Origin of the sequence: Paramesorhizobium leguminum (genome assembly GCF_003217235.1) — a bacterium.
Lineage (GTDB): Bacteria > Pseudomonadota > Alphaproteobacteria > Rhizobiales > Rhizobiaceae > Paramesorhizobium > Paramesorhizobium leguminum.
This window is the reverse complement of sequence record NZ_QJTF01000062.1, coordinates 1-1,684: the sequence shown is the minus strand read 5'-3', so window position 1 is coordinate 1,684 and position 1,684 is coordinate 1. Positions and strand designations below refer to the sequence as shown.

The following is a 1,684-nucleotide window of genomic DNA, read 5'->3' as shown; positions in this document are numbered from 1 at the left end:
CTTGTCTTCCAGCGCTTTCAGCTCCGCATCAAAGTCCCTCGGTTTGCGCATGTGCCGTCTCCATCATTTTCGTTCGTGGTCGAGCAATGATAATAGTTGAGCGCCTTGCGGAATGCTTCTATGTTGCCGGGACGGTCTGGCACTGGATAATCCTTGCCGAGATTTTTTCGAGGGAGGGCGCGCTTATACGTCGTTCCGACGTGCGCTTGGCCGTGCTGATGTCCGGATCGCGATGGCGATCTATCATCTTTGCCTCAAGGTCATTGGCCGCAAGGCCGGCTCCAGCGCGGTGGCGTCCGCCGCCTACCGTTCGACCTCGCGGCTGCGCGACGACCGGCTCGACCGCAGCCATGACTTCTCGGCCAAGCGCGGCGTCGTCCATTCCGAAATGCTGCTGCCGGAGAACGCACCGGAGGCGTGGGGCGACCGCGAGCGGCTGTGGAACGATGTCGAAGCCTTCGAGGTGCGCAAGGACGCGCAGCTTGCCCGCGAGGTGGAATTCGCCCTGCCGCGCGAGATGACGCAGGCGCAGGGGATCGAACTTGCCCGCGATTTCGTGCAAGGCCGAATTCGTGGATCATGGCATGATTGCCGATCTTAATGTGCATTGGGATATTGGCGAGGACGGCCTACCCAAACCCCACGCTCATGTCATGCTCACCATGCGGTCAGTTGACGAGAACGGTTTCGGCCAGAAGGTGCGTGACTGGAACCGCACCGAAATGGTCGAACGCTGGCGGGAGCGTTGGGCCGAGCTTGCCAATGAACGCCTTGCCGAACTCGACATTGACGCACGCATCGATCATCGCAGCCTGGAAGAACAAGGCATTGCGCTGGAGCCGCAAACCCAGATCGGCGCGCCTGCGCAGCGCATCGAGGGCGAAGGCGTTGAGGCGGCGGACCGTGCGGAACTGCACCGCGAAATCGCCCGCAACAACGGCGAACGCATCATTGCTGATGCCTCCATCGCATTGGACGCCATCACACACCAGCAATCGACCTTCACCCGGCGGGACATGGCAATGTTCGCGCATCGGCACAGCGACGGGATTGATCAGTTCAACGAGGTGATGGGCGCGATGGCTAAATCGCCCGATCTGGTGGAACTGGGCAAGGATTCTTTCGGCAACGACCGCTTCACTACGCGCGCCATGATCGAGACGGAACAGCGCCTGCACCACGCGGCGGAATTGATGGCGGAGCGCGAGCGCCATGCGGTGAACGACACGGAGCGCATGGCCGCTTTGGCTCGCGCCGGGCAGCGCGGGCTGTTCTTGTCCAACGAGCAGGCCGACGCGCTGGCGCATGTCACCGATGGGTGCGGTCTTGGCATTGTCGTCGGCTATGCCGGGACGGGAAAGAGCGCGATGCTGGGCGTGGCGCGCGAGGCATGGGAAGCGGCAGGCTACGAGGTTCGCGGCGTCGCCTTGTCCGGCATCGCGGCGGAAAACCTTGAAAGCGGATCGGGCATCGCTTCACGCACCATCGCCAGCATGGAACACGGCTGGCAACAGGGCCGAGACCTGCTCACCGCCCGCGATGTGCTTGTCATCGACGAGGCGGGCATGGTCGGTACGCGCCAGATGGAGCGAGTTCTGTCCCATGCGGCGGAGGCTGGGGCCAAGGTGGTGCTGGTTGGCGATCCGCAGCAGTTGCAGGCTATCGAGGCAGGCGCAGCGTTCCG

The 1,684-nt window shown here is 63.1% G+C and carries 1 pseudogene; it reads left to right on the top strand.

Annotated elements, in window-relative coordinates:
• Window positions 1-232: 232 nt before the first annotated feature.
• Window positions 233-1,684: pseudogene (gene traA / locus C7477_RS18635) on the top strand (Ti-type conjugative transfer relaxase TraA); the annotation flags it as partial.